12 protein-coding genes are annotated in these 17,180 nt (G+C 72.7%); 2 read left to right on the top strand and 10 right to left on the bottom strand.

Annotated elements, in window-relative coordinates; translation table 11 throughout:
- Window positions 1-27: 27 nt before the first annotated feature.
- The 10 genes from AC4H2S_RS17835 to AC4H2S_RS17790 all read right to left on the bottom strand — a co-directional run bounded on the left by AC4H2S_RS17835 (window position 28) and on the right by AC4H2S_RS17790 (window position 13,972).
- Window positions 28-1,590, bottom strand: coding sequence for an alpha/beta hydrolase (locus tag AC4H2S_RS17835; RefSeq protein ID WP_491498318.1), 1,563 nt, complete (start codon window positions 1,588-1,590; stop codon window positions 28-30).
- The gene (locus AC4H2S_RS17830; protein WP_491498317.1) at window positions 1,590-2,762 is read right to left on the bottom strand and encodes a DNA polymerase III subunit delta'; all 1,173 of its coding nucleotides are present in this window, start codon (window positions 2,760-2,762) and stop codon (window positions 1,590-1,592) included. The genes AC4H2S_RS17835 and AC4H2S_RS17830 overlap by 1 nt, the downstream gene beginning before the upstream one ends.
- Window positions 2,759-3,397, bottom strand: coding sequence for a dTMP kinase (gene tmk / locus AC4H2S_RS17825; protein WP_491498316.1), 639 nt, complete (start codon window positions 3,395-3,397; stop codon window positions 2,759-2,761). The genes AC4H2S_RS17830 and tmk overlap by 4 nt, the downstream gene beginning before the upstream one ends.
- A 37-nt stretch (window positions 3,398-3,434) precedes the next feature.
- Complete coding sequence (locus AC4H2S_RS17820) at window positions 3,435-4,838, bottom strand: Vgb family protein (RefSeq protein WP_491498315.1); 1,404 nt, start codon at window positions 4,836-4,838, stop codon at window positions 3,435-3,437.
- 114 nt (window positions 4,839-4,952) lie between these two features.
- Window positions 4,953-5,750 carry an SGNH/GDSL hydrolase family protein gene (locus AC4H2S_RS17815; protein ID WP_491498314.1) on the bottom strand — a complete coding sequence of 266 codons (798 nt, stop codon included), beginning with the start codon at window positions 5,748-5,750 and terminating at the stop codon, window positions 4,953-4,955.
- 56 nt (window positions 5,751-5,806) lie between these two features.
- Window positions 5,807-8,512 carry a type I DNA topoisomerase gene (gene topA / locus AC4H2S_RS17810; protein WP_491498313.1) on the bottom strand — a complete coding sequence of 902 codons (2,706 nt, stop codon included), beginning with the start codon at window positions 8,510-8,512 and terminating at the stop codon, window positions 5,807-5,809.
- A 201-nt stretch (window positions 8,513-8,713) separates the two neighbouring features.
- Window positions 8,714-9,760 (bottom strand): sugar phosphate isomerase/epimerase family protein, encoded by a 1,047-nt coding sequence (locus AC4H2S_RS17805; RefSeq protein WP_491498312.1) that lies wholly within the window; start codon window positions 9,758-9,760, stop codon window positions 8,714-8,716.
- 45 nt (window positions 9,761-9,805) lie between these two features.
- Window positions 9,806-11,929: a PQQ-dependent sugar dehydrogenase gene (locus tag AC4H2S_RS17800; RefSeq protein ID WP_491498311.1), complete on the bottom strand. Its 2,124-nt coding sequence runs from the start codon at window positions 11,927-11,929 to the stop codon at window positions 9,806-9,808.
- Window positions 11,930-12,075: 146 nt separating this feature from the next.
- Window positions 12,076-12,417 carry a DUF3140 domain-containing protein gene (locus AC4H2S_RS17795; RefSeq protein WP_491498310.1) on the bottom strand — a complete coding sequence of 114 codons (342 nt, stop codon included), beginning with the start codon at window positions 12,415-12,417 and terminating at the stop codon, window positions 12,076-12,078.
- Between the two features lie 73 nt (window positions 12,418-12,490).
- Window positions 12,491-13,972: a DUF7059 domain-containing protein gene (locus tag AC4H2S_RS17790; protein ID WP_491498309.1), complete on the bottom strand. Its 1,482-nt coding sequence runs from the start codon at window positions 13,970-13,972 to the stop codon at window positions 12,491-12,493.
- Between the two features lie 39 nt (window positions 13,973-14,011).
- Between AC4H2S_RS17790 and AC4H2S_RS17785 the strand changes: the two genes are divergently transcribed.
- Together AC4H2S_RS17785 and AC4H2S_RS17780 are read left to right on the top strand one after the other, a co-directional pair.
- Window positions 14,012-14,905 (top strand): phosphotransferase family protein, encoded by an 894-nt coding sequence (locus AC4H2S_RS17785; RefSeq protein WP_491498308.1) that lies wholly within the window; start codon window positions 14,012-14,014, stop codon window positions 14,903-14,905.
- 63 nt (window positions 14,906-14,968) lie between these two features.
- Complete coding sequence (locus AC4H2S_RS17780; RefSeq protein WP_491498307.1) at window positions 14,969-17,089, top strand: MMPL family transporter; 2,121 nt, start codon at window positions 14,969-14,971, stop codon at window positions 17,087-17,089.
- The last annotated feature ends 91 nt before the right edge of the window (window positions 17,090-17,180 follow it).

The following is a 17,180-nucleotide window of genomic DNA, read 5'->3' as shown; positions in this document are numbered from 1 at the left end:
TCAGGGTCGCGTCCGACCGGGGGCGAGTCAGCAGGTCGTGCCGTCGGCGGGGACGTCGCCGTCGATGAGGTAGTCCTCGATGATCGTGTCGATGCACTCGTTGCCGGCGTTGTAGGCGGTGTGGCCGTCGCCGTCGCGCTCGATCAGGACGGCGGAGTCGAGCTGGGCGGAGAGGGCCTCGGCCCACTCGAACGGGGTGGCAGGGTCGCGGGTCGTGCCGAGCACCAGGATCGGGGCGGCACCCTCGCCGCGGATCTCCAGCGGGTCCTCGCTGGACGTCACCTCGACGCCGCTGCACGTCGCCATCCCCCACGCGAACACCCGGCCGAAGGTCGGCGAGGCCTCCTCGAACTCCTCGAACAGCGAGGGGACCTTCGAGAACGGCACGGAGGTGGGGTCGTCGAGGCAGTTGATGGCGTAGTTGGCCTCCACCGAGTTGTCGGCGAAGCTGCCGTCGGGGTTGCGCGAGGCGTAGGCGTCGGCGAGCGTCATCAGGGCCGAGCCCTTGCCGTCCAGCGCCGAGGTGAGGGCCGTGCTCAGCAGGAACCAGTAGTCACGGTTGTAGAGCGGCGTGATGATGCCGTAGAACGCGTTGCCCACCGTCAGCTCGCGGTCGCCCGCCGGCAGCGGCTCCTCCTCGATGCTGTCGAGGAGGTCCCTGATGGTGGCGAGGCCCTCGTCGACGGTGTCGCCGAGGAAGCAGTTGTCGGTGGTGTCGAGGCAGTTCTGCACGTAGGCGCGCAGCGCGGTCTCGAAGCCGGCGGCCTGCTCGAGCGCGAGCGACTTGGCGTCGAGGGAGACGTCGACCGCGCCGTCGAGGACGAAGCGACCCACCCGCTCGGGGAAGAGCTCGGCATAGGTCGCGCCGAGCTTGGTGCCGTAGGAGGCGCCGAAGTAGGACAGCGTCTCCTCCCCCAGCGCCGCGCGCAGCACGTCCATGTCGCGGGCGGCCTCGGTCGTGGTCACGTGGGCGACGACGGGGCCGGAGCTCGCCGCGCACTGCTCGCCGAAGTCCAGCACGGAGGCGCGGTAGTCGGCGCGCTCGGCGGCGGTGTCGGGCGTCGGGTCGGCGCTGAGGTAGGCATCGAGGTCTGCGTCGCTGAGGCAGTCGACCGGCGCCGACTCGCCCACCCCGCGCGGATCGAAGCCGACGATGTCGAACGCGTCGAGCAGCGCCTCGCGGAAGACCTGGCCGCCCGCCGCGGCGTACGTCGTGCCGCGGGCCCCGGGGCCGCCGGGATTGACCACCAGGGAGCCGACCCGCGCGCCGCGGGCCGGGACGCGGAGCAGCGCGAGGTCGATCGTCTCGGCCTGCGGGTCGGCGTAGTCGACCGGCACGGTGAGCGTGCCGCACTCGTGGTCGTCGTTGCTCTCGCAGGGCTGCCAGTCGATGCGCTGGGAGTAGAAGTCGGCGAGGTCGGGCGCGGGTGGCTCGGTCACGCTCGCGGGCGGCGGGGTGGTCGGCGACGGCGTCGGCCGCACCGCGGGCCCGCTGGAGGAGTCGGGCGAGCCCTGCACCGCGAGGCCGACCGCGACGAACGCGGTCAGCGCCAGCGCCATGACCGCGATGATGGCGAGCACCTTGCGCATCAGCGACCCCCGGGCAGCTGCAGGGCGACGGTCATGGACTCGAGCGCCAGCTGAGGGGGCACGTTGAACTCCAGCATCTGTTCGCGGGCGGTGAAGATGGCGTCGATCATGCGGAGCAGCTGCTCGGGCGACGCCGCCCTGGCGAGGACGGCGACGTCGTCGCGCAGCTCCTCGTTGACCAGCAGCCCGGGCGCCCCGACGGAGACCGCGATCGCGTCGCGGTAGACCGAGACGAGGTCCATCAGGGCCCGGTCGATCACGTCGAGCACGCGGCGCTTGGCCTTCTGCTTCTGCAGCTTCTCCAGGCCCGCGAGCGCGGCGCGGTAGGAGCAGCTGGTCGTGTCCTTGCGCTCGCTGCCGAAGATCGCCTGCAGCTCCTCGAGCTCGCGGCGCTCGGCGTCGGCGGTGATCGCCTCGGTCTCGGCCTTGGCGAGCTCGGCGAGGCTGGTCGCCGCGGTCATGCACGCGCCCAGCGACGTCAACCGGGCCGGGATGCTGGTCACCTCGCGCCGCCGCGCGCGGGTCTGCTCGTCGAGGGCCAGGGCGCGCGCCCGGCCGATGTGGCCCTGGCTGGCGCGCGCGGCGAAGCCGGCCATGGTCTCGGAGATGCCCTCGTCGCGGGTCAGGAACGCCGCGACGTCACGGGTGCCGGGCGTCGCGAGCGTCAGCGTGCGGCAGCGCGAGCGGATGGTCGGCAGCACGTCGCGCACGGTCGGGGCGCACAGCAGCCACACCGTCTTGGGCGTCGGCTCCTCGATCGCCTTGAGGAGCGCGTTGCCCGTGCGGGGGTTCTCCGGGGTGCCGAGTCGGTCGGCGTCCTCGATCACCACGATCTGCCAGCGGCCGATGGACGGGAACTTGGCCGCCGACTGCACCAGGTCGCGCATGTCGTCGACGTAGAGCACGGAGGTCTCCGACTTGACCCAGGTGATGTCGGGGTGGGAGCCCCGGAGGCCGAGGCGGCACGCCTCGCACTCGCCGCAGCCGGTGCGCTGCTCGCACTGCAGCGCCGCCGCGAACGCCCGCGCGACGTTGGAGCGCCCCGAGCCCGGTGGGCCGGTGAAGAGCCAGGCGTGGGTCATGCCCTGCCCGGCCGCCGCGCGCTGGAGCACCTCGATCGTCGGCCGCTGGCCGACGAGGTCGGACCACACGGTCCCGGCCGCGGTGCTCACGCCCGCTCCAGGAGGGGCGCGATCCGCTGCTGGACGGCGGCGGCGATCTCCTCGCGCGGGGCCCGGGCGTCGAGCACGACGTAGTGGTCGGGGTCGGCGGCCGCGAGGTCGAGGAAGCCCTGGCGCACCCGCTGGTGGAACTCCGGCGACTGGCCCTCGATCCGGTCGCGCTCGGTGAACCGGTCGAACCCGGTCTCCGGCGCCAGGTCGAGGACGATCGTCAGGTGGGGGCGCAGGTCGGCGGTGGCCCACCGGGCGACGGCCTCGACCTCGGCCACGTCGAGGGTGCGGCCCGCCCCTTGGTAGGCCAGCGCGGAGTCGACGTAGCGGTCGGTGATGACGACCTCGCCGCGGGCCAGCGCGGGCAGCACGACATGGTCGACGTGCTCGGCCTTGTCGGCGGCGTAGAGCAGGGCCTCGGTGCGGTCGGACAGCTCGCCGGTGGCCGGGTCGAGCACGATGCGGCGCAGCTCCTTGCCGACCGGGGTGTCGCCGGGCTCGAAGGTGAGCAGCACGGACGAGCCGCGGGCCACCAGCCAGTCGCGCAGGAGTCGCGACTGGGTGGACTTCCCCGCGCCCTCGCCGCCCTCGAAGCACACGAAGAGCCCGGTCTCCGAATACACGCCTGCGCTCACGGGCACACCCTACGGGCGGGCTGGGACAGCGCCGGGGTCAGCCTCGGCGGACCCTGATGGTCCGCTTGGCCAGCACCTTCCTCGATCCGGGCGCGGTCAGCTCGACACGCACCTTGACGACGCGCCCGGGTCGCAGCGAGCGGATCCCCTTGCGCGACAGCTTCACCATCACGGTCTTCTTCCGCCCCGCCTTGATCCGGTACGCCTTCTTCGAGGCGATCGCCTTGCCGCCCTTCGCCAGCTCGAGACCGGCCCGGCCGGCGCAGCCTCCTGCGGCGCCCTTCGGGCAGACCACGCGCACCGCGACCTTCGCCCGCCGCACGGGGGTGACGCCCTTGGCCTTGGGCAGCTTGCCGACCGCCCGCGTGGGCGTCGTCGGCGGGGTCATCGTGACCCCGTCACCGAGGTCGACGTCGGTGGTCTGCAGCTCGTCGGTGGTGACCCGGACGATCGAGTTGTTGGTCTCGTCGGTGAACCAGATCGCGCCGTCGGGACCGAAGGTCAGCGAGGTCGGCTCGTAGTTGCCGACCGAGCTGATCGCACCGACACCGGTGGCCGAGATGTGGCCGATGCCGGGTGCCGCGCCGCGGTTGGTGAACCACATCTGGTCGTCGGGACCGCGGACGATGTCGTGCGGTGCGGACCGCGACCCCGTCCGCCAGATCTGCGTGGTGCCGCTCGCCTGGTCGAGGTATCCGACCGATCCGTCGGCGGGGCTGGCGAACCCCGGCGTGGTGCTGCGGGTGAACCAGATCGAGCCGACGGGCCCGCCCGCGAGACCCATGGGGTAGGTCGCGTCCGAGGGGAGCGGGTAGGTCACCCCGTTGTTGGCGTCGGGCCCGACCTTGACCAACGTGGTGAGCGCGGCGCCCTGGCACCACATGGAGCCGTCCGTGGCCTCGCCCAGCAGGTCCTTGCACTCCGGCGCGTTGGCCGCCCAGGTGACCGGCTGGCCGGGAACGGCGCGGACGATCCCGGACTCGTCGTAGTTCATGGTGATCCAGGCCGCGTTGTCGGGTCCGACCCGCACCGCGCCGCCGTAGGGCTCACCGCCCAGGTCGTAGACGTCGAGGCCCCCGGTCGCCGGGTCGAGCCGCGCGGCCTTCCACCCCTGGTCGTAGACCACCCAGACGCTGCCGTCGGGCGAGACGTCGAGGTCCATGACGCGCGCGCTGGCGACCGTCGTCGGCCCGAGGGGGAACTCGGTGATCGCTCCGCCCGGGGTGATGCGTCCGACCTTGTTGGCGTCGCGCATCACGAACCACATGGTGCCGTCCGGCGCCGTGGTGATCCGGCCCAGGCCGGCGTTGCTGGTCGGCACCGGGAACACGCTGACCGCCGCACTGGCCGGCGCGGACGCCTGGACCACGAGGAGGGGGCTCAGGAGCAGGGTGAGCGCGGCGAGCAGGGTGGTCCGGGAGGTGTGGGATGTGGTGGCCATGGCGTCACTTCCGTCCACGGTGGCGCGATCCCCCCATGGTCACGCGTCCCACCGTGGCCCCACCCAACCACCAGCGCCGGCCGCGCACCAGAGACCGAGGAATGAAGTGCGCCGTCAGCGCTGCCGGCCCGGCTTGATCGCCGCGGTCACGGCGCCGGCGTACGCCTGGTAGCCGGCGAGCGTCGGGTGGAAGGCGCCCGGGTCGGCGGGACCGAGGATCCACGGGTCGGGCGCGTTGACGCCGTGGCCGACGAACCGCGACGTCACGTCCACGACGTCGAAGCCGTGCCGGCGCGCGGCGGCGGCGATGACCGAGTTGAGCAGGTCGGCGCCGTCGTTGAGCGCCTCCTGCTCGGCGGGGGTGGCGCCCAGGTAGGCGCCGTGCTCGGGCGAGAACAGCCGGGGGTAGCCGGTGACGATCACCCGGGCCTCGGGAGGGGCCGCCTCGATCCCGTCGTGGAGCGCGTCGAGCAGGCCCGGGAGCTGGGTGACCACGCGACCCCGCACGACGGCGAGCGCGCCGGCGCACGCCGCGTCCGAACCGCCCAGGCAGGCCACGACCGCCGACGACCACCCGATGTCGTTGCCGCCGATGCTCAGCAGCACGAGGTCGGTGTCGTCGTCGAGGGCGTCGAGCTGCCCGCCCGCGACCAGCGAGGTGGTCGTCGCCCCGGCGCACGCGACGAAGTCGTCGAGGTCGAGCCGCGCGCGCCCGTCGACCAGCACGCCGTAGGCCGACTGCGAACGCCCGCACGCACCGTAGGGCGGCACGCCGTAGCCGGATCCGTAGGAGTCGCCCAGCACGTCGTACGTCGTGCGCGACGGCGCGGACGACGCGGGGGGCGCAGCCACCGTGGCGAGCGGCAGCAGCAGGGCGACGAGCAGGGCGAGGCCGCGCAGGCGGGGGGTCATCTCCGGACGGTACGTCCGCGAGCTCGCGCGGTCACCCCCCGTGCGGGGGGAGGGCCTCAGGACTTCTTGGCAGCCTTCTTCGTCGTCGTCTTCCTGGCGGTCGTCTTCTTGGCAGCGGTCTTCTTCGCGGCGGCCTTCTTGGCGGGCGCCTTCTTCGCGCCCTTCTTGGCCGCCTTCTTGGCCGGACCGCGCTCGCGGCGCTCGGCGAGCAGCTCAGCCGCCCGCTCGAGGGTGATCGACTCGACCGTGTCGTCCTTGCGGAGGGTGGCGTTGTACTCGCCGTCGGTGACGTACTCGCCGAAGCGTCCGGCCTTCACCACGACCGGCTGGCCGGAGACGGGGTCGTTGCCGAGCTCCTTGAGCGGCGGGGTGGCCGCGCCGCGGCCGCGCTGCTTGGGCTGGGCGTAGATCGCCTTGGCCTGGTCGAGGGTGATGTCGAAGATCTGGTCCTCGCTGGTGAGCGAGCGCGAGTCGGTGCCCTTCTTGAGGTAGGGCCCGTAGCGACCGTTCTGCGCGGTGATCTCGGTGCCGTCGTCGTCGACGCCGACGATGCGGGGCAGGTCGAGCAGCTTGACCGCCTGCTCGAGGGTCACCGTGTCGAGCGTCATCGACGAGAACAGCGAGCCGGTGCGCGGCTTGGCCGACTTGGGCGCGTCGTCGGGCAGCACCTCGGTGACGTAGGGCCCGAAGCGGCCGTTCTTCGCCACGATCTGGAGGCCGGTGTCGGGGTGGTTGCCGACCACCTGCTCCTCGCCGGCCGGGTTGGCCAGCAGCTCCTTGGCCTTCGCCACGGTGAGCTCGTCGGGCGGCAGGTCGTCGGGCACGTTGGCCCGCACCGGGGCGCCGTCGCCGTCCTCGGGCGCCGGGCCCTCGACGTAGGGGCCGTAGCGGCCGACCCGCAGGTTGATCCCATCCCCGATGGGGAAGGTCGCCATCTCCTTGGCGTCGATGTCGCCGAGCTCGGTCACCAGCGTCTTGAGGCCGGTCACGTCGCCGGAGCCGTAGTAGAACTCCCCCAGCTCGCTGGCGCGGTCGCGCCGGCCGCTGGCGATGTCGTCGAGGACGTCCTCCATGTCGGCGGTGAACTCGTAGGACACCTGGCGCGGGAAGTGCTCCTCCAGCAGCCGGACGACCGAGAACGCCAGCCAGGCCGGCACCAGCGCGGTGCCCTTCTTGTAGACGTAGCCGCGGTTGAGGATCGTGCCGATGATCGAGGCGTAGGTCGACGGGCGGCCGATCTCGCGGTCCTCGAGCTCCTTGATGAGCGTCGCCTCGGTGTAGCGCGACGGCGGCTTGGTCTCGTGGCCCTCGGGGGTCAGCGTGGCCGCCGAGACACCGGCGCCCTCGGTGAGGTTGGGCAGTCGCGTCTCTGCGTCGTCGCGGCGCTTGGAGGCGTCGTCGATGTCCTCGACGTAGGCCTTGAGGAAGCCGTGGAAGGTGATCGTGCGACCGCTCGAGCTGAAGACGACGTCACGGCCGTCGTCGGCGGCGCCGCCGATGCGGATGGTGACGGAGTTGCCGACGGCGTCCTTCATCTGCGAGGCGACGGTGCGCATCCAGATCAGCTCGTAGAGGCGGAACTGCTCGCCGGACAGACCGGTCTGCGCGGGCGTGCGGAACGTGTCGCCGGCCGGCCGGATCGCCTCGTGCGCCTCCTGGGCGTTCTTCACCTTGGAGGCGTAGGTGCGCGGCGAGTCGGGGAGGTACTCGGCACCGTAGAGCTCGCGCACCTGGTCGCGCGCGGCACCCACCGCGGCGCCCGAGAGCGTGGTCGAGTCGGTGCGCATGTAGGTGATGAAGCCGTTCTCGTAGAGCCGCTGCGCGACCGACATCGTCACGCTGGCGCTCATGCCGAGCTTGCGGCTGGCCTCCTGCTGCAGCGTGGTCGTGCGGAAGGGGGCGTACGGCGAGCGGCGGTAGGGCTTGGACTCGACCGAGCGCACGGCGTACGACGCCTCGCCCAGGCCGGCGGCGAGCGCCTCGGCGTCGGCGCGGCTGAGGTGGACGCGCTCCGCCTTGCCCTTGAGCTCGCCGGTGTTGTCGAAGTCGGCGCCGCGGGCCACCCGCACGCCGTCGACGCTGTAGAGCTTGGCGGGGAACATCCGCGGGTCGTGGCCGGTGCCGGCGTCGAAGGTGGCGTCGAGGTCCCAGTAGGACGCGACGCGGAACTTCATCCGCTCCCGCTCGCGGTCGACGACCAGGCGGGTGGCCACCGACTGCACGCGGCCCGCGGACAGGCCCGACATGACCTTCTTCCACAGCACCGGGGAGACCTCGTAGCCGTAGAGGCGGTCGAGGATGCGGCGCGCCTCCTGGGCCTCGACGAGGTCCTCGTTGATCTCGCGCGGGTTCTCGACCGCGGCGAGGATCGCGGGCTTGGTGATCTCGTGGAAGACCATCCGGTGGACCGGCAGGCCCTTCGGCGGCTTGAGCTCGTCGAGCAGGTGCCACGCGATGGCCTCGCCCTCGCGGTCCTCGTCGGTGGCGAGGTAGAGGGCGTCGGCCTCCTTGACCAGCTTCTTCAGCTTGGCGATGTGGCTCTTCTTGTCGCGGGGCACGACGTAGTAGGGCTCGAACCCGTTGTCGACGTCGACGGCCAGCCGGCCCCAGGGCTTGTCCTTGATCTTGGCCGGGGTGTCGGCGGCGTTGTTGGGCAGGTCACGGATGTGACCGATCGAGGACTCGACGACGTAGTCCGCGCCGAGGTACCCGCCGATGGTGCGGGCCTTCGCCGGGGACTCGACGATGACGAGCTTTGCCACGTGTGTTTGCTCCCTCAAGGTGTGCGCTGCGATGTTGCTCAGCGCCGCAACGGTAGCGCCACATTCCGAGATCGCCACTCCTCGCAGTCCACAGTGAGCGCCCGGGAGGGGACCGGCGGTGCCCCGGCAAGGTGCCCGGGGACGGCTCGGGCCCCACGCCACCAGGACGCGGGGCCCGAGCACGTCAGGCTGTCTGCCGGGTCAGAACTCCAGGCCCTCCAGGTAGCGGAACCCCGTGTTGGCGGTCGCCGCCGGGTGGAAGTCCGGGGTGTCGTTCTCGACGATGTACTCCTCGGCCTGGTGCTTCTTGAAGATGGCCGGGAAGTCGATGACGCCGAGGCCGAGGTCGGCCATGTCGCCGGGCTCCTGCTCGTAGAGCGCGGCGGCGTCGGCGCCGTGGCGGTCCTTGACGTGGTACTGGCGGACCTCCTGCGGCGCCGAGCGGATCACGTCGATGGCGAACCGCAGCGGGTCGGCCGCCCCGGTGTTCACGCCACCGGTGTAGGCCCAGTAGAGGTCGACCTCGAGGTGGACCAGCCGACGGTCGAGCTCGCTGGTGAGGATGTCCCACGGCGTCAGGCCGCCGCCGAGGTCGATCGTGAACTCGTGGGCGTGGTTGTGGTAGCCGTAGCGCAGCCCGCGCCGCCTGGCCGCCGCTGCCTCGGTGTTCATCTGCTCGGCCCACCGCTGCCAGTCGGCCTTGCTGGTGGAGTTGAGGTAGGGCACGACGATGTACTTCTGGCGGAAGGTGTTGGCGTCGTCGAGCTTCTTGTTGAGCTTGGCCGGGTCGAGCCGGGTGGCGTCGCCGTCGACCGTGCTGATCTCGTCGTGGCTCGAGGAGGCCCAGATGCCGCGGGCGTCGAACTCCGCCTTGAGCTTGGCCGCGGTGTCGAGACCGGCGTTGGGGTAGAGACCGGCCCGCTCGACGCGCTCGTAGCCGAACTTCGCCAGCTGGTCGAGCTGCTGCAGGACGCCGGCGTTGTCGGTCATCGCGTCCCGCAGCGTGTAGAGCTGGATGCTGATCAGGTCGGTCGGCACCTCCTTCTGCCGTCCGTGATCGTGGCCGTGGCCGTGGCCGTGGCCCTTGCCGGGGTGGCTGCCGGGCTTCCCGGCGAACGCCGGGCCACCGGCGAGCACCGCGGCGCCGGCTGCACCCGCCGCGGCACCGCGGATCAGGCCTCGGCGACTCGCGCCCTTCCTCTCGAGCGACTCGCGCAGGGCGGCGTCGCCGTCATATCCGTAACACATCTGTGCCTTCTTCCTGGTTTGTCGGGGAGCTGTCGGAGCTCTGCGTCAGCCGGCCGGGTCGAGCACGACCTCGGCGTAGCCGCTGAGGCCGGGCACCGACCCGGTGTCGGTGTACTCGGCGACGAAGACGGCCGCGAGGTCGTCGGTGGCCGGGTCGTGGCCGCCGGGCACGGTCGTGACCAGCGAGCCCGAGCACCCCGTGGCCGTGGACTGCGGGTGGCCGTGGGTGTCGTGGCCGAGCACGTACGTCACGGTGACGCGGCTGCAGTCGACGGGCTCGTCGTCGGTGATCTTGAGCTCGTAGGCCACCGTGTCGCCGAAGCGGAACGGCTGGTCCTCGACCGGGGTGACGAACTCGATCTCCGGGGCCTGGTTGCCCACGAGGACGTCGACGTCGGCCGAGGCGCGGCGTCCGCCCTTGTCGGTGACCCGCAGGGAGGCGCGGTAGCTGCCGTCCTGGGTGTAGGTCCAGGTGCCGCTGCGCTTGCGGCTGTCGACCTTGCCGTCACCGTCGAAGTCCCAGGCGTACCGCAGCTTCTTGTCCCCGTCGGGGTCCTTGGTGCCCTTGCTGCTGAACGCCACCGTCAGGGGCGCGCGGCCGGCGGTGGGCTCCGCGGTGATCTTCGGGATCGGGCTGCGGTTGCCGCCCTTGCCGACGAAGTCGATGCGCGAGAGCTGGGCGTCGGGGTTCTCCGCGAAGTAGCCGTCGCCGTACTCGAGCACGTAGAGCGCGCCGTCGGGGCCGAACTCCATGTCCATCGGGTTGTCCACGACGAAGCCGCGGAGCACGTCCTCGATGCCGACCTTGGTGCCGTCGACGTGGATGCCCTTGATGTAGTCGCGGGTCCACTCGTAGAACAGCGGGGTGCCGTCGTAGCGCTCGGGCCACGCGACGGGGTTCTTGCCGCGGGTCAGCTTGCGGTCGAACTGGTAGGCGGGGCCGGCCATCGGGGCGATGCCGCCCTTGCCGAGCTTGGGGAACTGCTTGGACTTCCCGTAGGAGTACCAGACCTCCGGCTGCTCCACCGGCGGCAGCCGGCGCTTGCCGGTGTTGTGCACCGAGGTGTTGACCGGCGCGGCGCAGTCGAACTTCTTGCCGCTCTTGTCGGTGGCGAAGTTGTAGTCGGTGTAGGGCAGCTTGGCGGTGGCGCAGTAGGGCCATCCGTAGTTGCCGGGGCCGTCCACGATCGCCCACTTGCCGTGACCCGCGGGGCCGCGGCTGGCCTTCGACTTCTTCGCGTCGGGCGAGTAGTCGGCGACCCACAGGTCGTCGGTGCGGGGGTCGATCTCGATGCGGAACGGGTTGCGCCAGCCCATCGAGTAGATCTCCGGGCGGGTCTTCGGCGTCCCGGGCTTGAACAGGTTGCCCTTGGGGATCGTGTAGCCGCCCTTGGCCTTGGGCGTGATCCGCAGGATCTTGCCGCGCAGGTCGTTGGTGTTGGCCGAGGTGCGCTGGGAGTCGAAGGCGGGGTTGCGGTCCTTGCGCTCGTCGAGCGGCACGTAGCCGTCGGACTGGAACGGGTTGGAGTCGTCGCCCGTGGACAGGATCAGGTTGCCCGCCGAGTCGAAGACGATGTCGCCGCCGACGTGGCAGCAGATCCCGCGGTCGACGGGGACGTCGAGCACCTTGCGCTCGGAGCCGAGCTTGACCTGGCCGTCGACGAAGCGGAACTTCGAGAGCCGCAGGAAGCCCTTGAAGGCCTCGAAGTCCGCGGCCGTGCCCTTCTCCGGTGCGTCGCCCTCGTTGATCGAGGCGGTGCTCTGGTCGTCGGCGGGCGTGTCGAGCGGCGGGGAGTAGTAGAGGTAGATCCAGGTGTTCTTCTTGCCGTCGAAGCCCGGGTCGAGGGCGATGCTCTGCAGGCCCTCCTCATCGTGGAGGTAGACCGGGATGCGGCCGGCGACACGGTTGGTGCCGGTCTGGGCGTCGTTGTGCCAGATCACGCCGGCGCGGGTGGTGTGCAGCACGTCGCCGTCGGGCAGCACAGCGAGGTCGATCGGCTCACCCGGCCGGTCGTTGAGGGTGACCTTCTGGAACTGCTTGGACGGCGGTGGCGCGGCAGTGTCGTCGTGGCCCTCGTGCGCCGTGGCGACGGTGGTCACGGACAGCAGGGGCAGGCAGAGGGCGGCGCCGGCGGCGGCCGTGAGCCCTGCGCGGAGGGGGTGCTTCATCAGTGGGTTCTCCTGTATCCCGAGGTGGCAAGGAGCCGATGTGCAACGTAGGCATGTGAGCGGCGTCACGTCAACGAGCGAACGTCTTTTGACCACCTGCCGACACAAGCGCGCCGACCGAACCACCCGGCGGGGTGGCCCCCGGCTCACTCCCCGGTGGGGCGGAGGGGGTCGTGGCCGAGGAGCATCAGGGCGCGGCGCACGGAGTCGTCGTACGCCTCGGGCTCGGGCTCGTCGCCGCGGATGGTGCGCACCTGGTCGACCACCAGCTGCATGGTGTCGACGTCGTCGGGGGTGAGGTCGGTGCGCCGCTTGGCCAGGATCGCGACGACCGACTCGCCGACCTCGAGCTCGGGCAGGCCGGTCTCGGCCGTGCCGTCCTCTGCGGCCGCCTCGGTGCGCAGCCAGTCGGAGAGCTCGCGCGAGGTCATGTTGACCACCTCGTGGAAGTCCTCCCAGAGCTCGTCGCTGACGTGGGACTCGGCCATCACTGCTCCTCGGTCTCGGTGGTCTGGTCCTGGCGGGGCAGTACCCACACGTGCCCGACCCAACGAACCGGGCTCAGCCGAGCGTCAGGAAGCCCTCGCCCAGCAGCTCGCGCACCGTGGGGACGTAGGTCGCCCGGAGCTCGGCCTCGTCCCGCCCGAGCAGCGTGCCCAGCGCGCCCAGCACCTGCCCCAGCGTCAGGTCGCCGTCGCTCGCCCCGACGAGCGCGGCCTCGACGGTGTCGGCGGTACGGGCGCGCCGGAAGCCGCGCTGCTGGCGCAGCACGATCGCCTCCGGGTCCTCGGCGCCGGGCCGGCCGATGGTCTCCTGCTGCACGTCCTCGCGGGCCCGCAGCCGGGTCGCGAGCAGCGCCTCGTCGGAGAGCCCGCGCAGGTCGGCGACCGACTCGCCCCAGGCGTGGATCGCCGGGCCGATGGGCTGCTCCACGTCGTAGGGCCACTCGAGCAGGTCGTGACGCGAGCCCACCTGCCCGGTGCCGCCGAGCCGGACGTTGATCCAGCCGAACCCGACGCCCTCGATGCCGACCTCCTCCAGCCACGACAGCCAGGTGTCGTAGCGCTCGGCGTAGCCGGGGCGGCCGTGGTGCCCGCTGTCCTTGAGCCACAGCTCGACGTAGGCCGCGGGGTCGAGCGTCTCGCGCTGCACGACGAGCGCGTCGCAGTCGTCGCGCAGCCAGGAGCCGATCCGCTCGTCCCACGGGCGGCCGTCCACGATCGCCCAGTTGGCCAGCACCTGGAGCCAGCCGCCCTCGGTGAGGTGGTCGGGCCCGGTGCGGACGATGTGCTCGACGACGCGGTCGCCGGGCAGGCCGGAGTCGCGGTAGACCAGCCGCTCCCCCGTCGCCGGGGAGATCACGAAGGGCGGGTTGGTGCTGATCAGGTCGAAGCGCTCGCCGGCCACCGGCTCGAAGAACGACCCGTCGCGGACGTCGACCTCGACGTCGTTGAGCGCCGCGTTGAGCCGCGTCATCCACAGCGCCCGCTCGTTGACGTCGGTGGCCACGACGGCGCCCGCGTGCGCCGCGAGGTGCAGCGCCTGCACCCCGCAGCCGGTGCCCAGGTCGAGGGCGCTGCCGACCGGCTCGCGCATGGTCAGCTGCGCCAGGCTCGTCGACGCGCTGGAGATGCCCAGGACGTGGTCGGGCCCGACGGCGACCGGCGCGCCGTCGAGGCCGGGGGTCAGGTCGGAGACCACCCACAGGTCGCGCTCGTCGGTGGCGTACGGCCGGCAGTCGGTGCGGGCGGCCACCTCGGCCACGCTCTGCTCGAGCAGGCCGGCGTTGCAGAGCCGGTCGACCAGGCCCGGCAGCGCCCGCTCGGCCGCGTCGCGCGCGACCGGCGCCTGCAGCAGGAACAGGCGGACCAGGGTGTCGAGCGGCGAGCCCGACGTCGTACGCCGCAGCGCGGGCAGGGTCTCGTTGCGCCCGAGCGCCCGGTGGGCCTCCTCCCCGATCGCCTCGGCGACCCGGTCGTAGGTGAAGTCGGCGGCGCGCAGGGCCTCGCGCAGCGGCGCGGCGAGGTCGAGGTCGGACGGCATGGCACCAGCCTCGCAGACCCGCCGTGCCACGATGCAGCGGTGCTCGAACGACCCCCGGACGTGAGCGACGACGAGGTGCTGGCGCTCGTCCGTCGCCACTGGGAGCCGCGCGCGGGCGCCGTCGAGCACCTGCCCGTCGGCTGGGGAGCGCACCACTGGCGGGTGGACGTGGCCGGGGAGCCGATCCTCTTCCTCACCCTCGACCCCGACCTGCCCCGCCACACGCGGGCCACCCTCGAGGCGGCGTACGCCTCGGCGGCCGCCCTCGACCTCCCCTTCGTGTGGCCATCGCTGCCGAACACCGACGGTGCCTTCACCGTGTCGCTGGGCGCGCGGACGGCCAGCGTGACCGGCTGGCTGGAGGGCGAGCGACCGGAGGCGTCCGTCCCGGAGCTGCCCGACCTGCTCGCCGCGCTGCACGCGGCGCCTGTGCCCGCCGCCGCACGCGCGTGGTCGAGCGAGATCCCTCCCGACCTGCCGGTCCTGCTGCGCGACCTGCTCCAGCGCGACTGGGCCGGGCCACTCGGCCCGGCGGCGCGCGAGCTCGTGCTCGACCACGTCGCCGCTGTCGGCGGCTGGGCACGCGAGCACGCGCGGCTGCTCGCGCTCGCCGACCCGGCGTCCTACGTGGTCACCCACGGCGAGCCGCACGTGCGCAACCAGTGGCTGGCCCGGGGTCGTACGTGGCTCGTCGACTGGGAGTCGATGCTGCTGGCGCCGCGCGAGCGCGACCTCGCCACGCTGGTGCGCGAGGGCCGCGACGTCGACCACGACGCGCAGATCGTGCGGCTGTTCGACCTCGAGTGGCGCCTCTCGGAGATCTGGTCGTTCGCCCAGTGGCTGCAGGGGTCGCACCCCGGTGACACCGACGACCACACCGCGCTCGGTGGGCTGGCCGACGAGCTGACCCGGCCCCACTTCGGCGAGCGCTGACGTCGGACGACCCCTCCGGTGGACGCCCGCCCCGGGCGGCCCCGGCGTGACTAGAGTCACCGCGTGCTGGAGCGGATGGGCCGGTGGGTGCACCGCCGGCGGACGGTGGTGCTGGCCCTGTGGGCGGTGCTGGTGGTGGCGGGTGCCGTGCTGGGCGGATCGGTCTTCGACCGCGCCGAGGACGTGGGCCCGCGCGCCGGGGCCGAGTCGACCGTCGTCGACCAGCGGCTCGATGCCCTCGACACCGAGGGCGAGCAGGTGGTCGCGGTGCTCTCGGGCGCCGACCCCGTCGACGCGGCCACCAGCGAGGCGGCCAGCGAGGTGCTCTTCGCGATCCGCGAGCTGCCCGGCGTGGTCGACGTCCGCGACCCGTGGACGACCGGCGCCTACGAGCTCACGGCCGAGGACCGCAGCAGCGCGGTGGTCGAGGTCGACCTCGACCACGCACTCGGCGACGACGATGCCCTCGCCCTGGCCGACCGCATCGCCGACGCGCTGCGCGAGACGCCCTTCCCCGACGTCGCCGTCGGCGGCGACCTGCTGGCTGAGCGGACCTTCACCGACCAGGCCATCCAGGACGCGGCCCGCGGCGAGGGCGCTGCCCTCGTGGTGCTCCTCGTGCTGCTCGCCGTGGCGCTGGGCGGACTCGTCGCCGGCGTGCTGCCGGTCGCCGCGGCGCTCGCCGCCGTCTCCGTCTCGCTGCTGGCGCTCGCGGGCCTGGCGGGCGTGACCTCGGTCAGCGACTTCGCGGTCAACGTCGTCACGGTGCTGGGCCTGGGTCTCTGCGTCGACTACAGCCTGCTCGTGCTGGCCCGCTTCCGCGAGGAGCGCGCGGCCGCCGGTCGTCGTCCGGACCTCGAGGCGGTGCTCGGCAGGACGCTGGCCACCGCCGGGCGCACAGTGCTGGTCTCCGGCGTCACGGTCGGCTCGGCCGTGGCGGCCCTGCTGCTGCTGGGCGACCCGCTGCTCACCGGCATGGCGGTCGGCGGGCTGGTCGCGGTCGCCGTCGTCACCGCCGCCGGCCTCACCCTGACCCCCGCGCTGCTGGCCGTGGCGCACCGGCGGGTGCCCGCCGCCGACCGCGGCGCGTGGGGACGGCCCGCGCGTGCGCCCGAGCGCTCGGTGCTCGCCCGGCTCGCGCGCCTGGCGCAGGCGCGTCCGTGGCCCGTCCTCCTGGCCTCGACCGGGTTCCTCCTGGTGCTGGCCGCTCCCCTGCTCGGCCTCGAGCTGGGCGCCTCCGACGCGCGGTCGCTGCCCCCTGGCAGCGAGGCCCGCACCGTCGTCGAGGTGATCGAGCGCGACTACCCCGACGTCGCGACCGCACCGATCGACGTGCTGGTCGACGCGCAGCCCGACGATCCGCGGCTCACCGCGCTGGCCGAGGAGATGGCGGCGCTCGACGACGTGGAGGACGTCTTCCTGCGCGACGGCCTGCCCGACGGCTGGAGCCGCTACACCGTGATGCCCGAGGGCACCACCAGCGGACCGGCGGCGCAGCGGGTGGTCGCCGACGTCCGCGCGCTCGGCGACGACGTACGCGTGCAGGTCGGCGGGCCCGCCGCGGAGCTGGTCGACGCGCGCGCCGCGCTGGCCGAGCGTGCGCCGCTGGCCGTCGCGGCGGTCGTGCTCGTGGCCGGCCTGCTCCTGCTGCGGCTCACCGGGGCGCCGGTCATCGCCGTGAAGACCCTGTTGCTCAACCTGCTCTCGCTGGCGGCCATGCTCGGGATCGTCACGCTGGTCTTCCAGCACGGCTGGGGCGGCCCGCTGCTCGGCGGGACCGCGACCGGCAGCCTCGACCTGACCACGCCGCTGCTGTTGTTCATGTTCGCCTTCGGGCTCTCGATGGACTACCACGTGTTCCTCGTCGCCCGCATCAAGGAGGAGTGGGACTTCCCCCCTCCGGCGCGTCGCAACCGGCCGGTCCCCGCACCCGGCGCCCGGGCAGCCAACGACCGCGCGGTGCTCGCGGGCATCACCGCGTCCGGCCCGGTCGTCACCCTGGCCGCGCTGGCCATCTCGGTGGTGTTCATCGGGTTCGCCGCCGGCGAGCTGGTCGCGGTCAAGGAGGTCGGGGTCGGCATGACCGTGGCGATCCTGCTGGACGTCACGGTGGTCCGCGGACTGCTGCTGCCGGCGGCGATGACGCTGCTCGGCGAGCGCAACTGGTGGCGTCCGGGGCGCTGACGCCTCGGTCGCCCCCCGGCGTACGACCGCCGGCTCGCGAGTCCCGCCCCGTCCGACTCCGGAACGCCGACGGCGGCCGGTCGCAGGAGCG

The organism is Nocardioides sp. Z13_37, from assembly GCF_058355585.1.
Note: the sequence above shows the minus strand (reverse complement) of the source record. Positions and strands in the feature narration are given on the sequence as shown.

Excerpts from the sequence above, each read along its gene's own strand:
- AC4H2S_RS17800 (WP_491498311.1), bottom strand. The coding sequence starts at position 11,929 with ATGAAGCACCCCCTCCGCGCAGGGCTCACGGCCGCCGCCGGCGCCGCC.
- AC4H2S_RS17835 (WP_491498318.1), bottom strand. The coding sequence starts at position 1,590 with ATGCGCAAGGTGCTCGCCATCATCGCGGTCATGGCGCTGGCGCTGACC.
- AC4H2S_RS17815 (WP_491498314.1), bottom strand. The coding sequence starts at position 5,750 with ATGACCCCCCGCCTGCGCGGCCTCGCCCTGCTCGTCGCCCTGCTGCTG.
- AC4H2S_RS17790 (WP_491498309.1), bottom strand. The coding sequence starts at position 13,972 with ATGCCGTCCGACCTCGACCTCGCCGCGCCGCTGCGCGAGGCCCTGCGC.
- AC4H2S_RS17795 (WP_491498310.1), bottom strand. The coding sequence starts at position 12,417 with ATGGCCGAGTCCCACGTCAGCGACGAGCTCTGGGAGGACTTCCACGAG.
- AC4H2S_RS17805 (WP_491498312.1), bottom strand. The coding sequence starts at position 9,760 with ATGTGTTACGGATATGACGGCGACGCCGCCCTGCGCGAGTCGCTCGAG.
- AC4H2S_RS17820 (WP_491498315.1), bottom strand. The coding sequence starts at position 4,838 with ATGGCCACCACATCCCACACCTCCCGGACCACCCTGCTCGCCGCGCTC.